This is a genomic window from Brevibacterium sp. SIMBA_078 (assembly GCF_046534565.1).
Taxonomy (GTDB): domain Bacteria; phylum Actinomycetota; class Actinomycetes; order Actinomycetales; family Brevibacteriaceae; genus Brevibacterium.
This window is the reverse complement of sequence record NZ_JAWRYQ010000520.1, coordinates 1-241: the sequence shown is the minus strand read 5'-3', so window position 1 is coordinate 241 and position 241 is coordinate 1. Positions and strand designations below refer to the sequence as shown.

Sequence of the window (241 nt, the reverse complement as noted above, 5' to 3'; positions counted from 1 at the left end):
CTTGCCGCATGCCCGTTCGATCCACAGGTGGGCAGGTTGCAATCAAGAAGTCTCGGTCGAACGTGATACGTCGTTGCTCGCGTGACCCGTTTTCGCGTAAGCCGCGCACGAAAGTGGCTCTCGGCGAATCGCCGAGCGCTGGGTGTTCCTGTTCGTCATAAAACTCAAACGCCCAATGCTGAATGCCGTAGTAGAGGTCGTGAAGGGTCCATTCGGCGAGTTTTTTGGGCAGGTGCGAGCC

At 57.7% G+C, this 241-nt stretch carries 1 protein-coding gene; it reads right to left on the bottom strand.

Translation table 11 applies throughout. The features are described 5' to 3' along the window. A partial coding sequence (locus SB749_RS20640) for a hypothetical protein (protein WP_410711960.1) occupies positions 1–241 on the bottom strand: 241 nt, incomplete at both ends.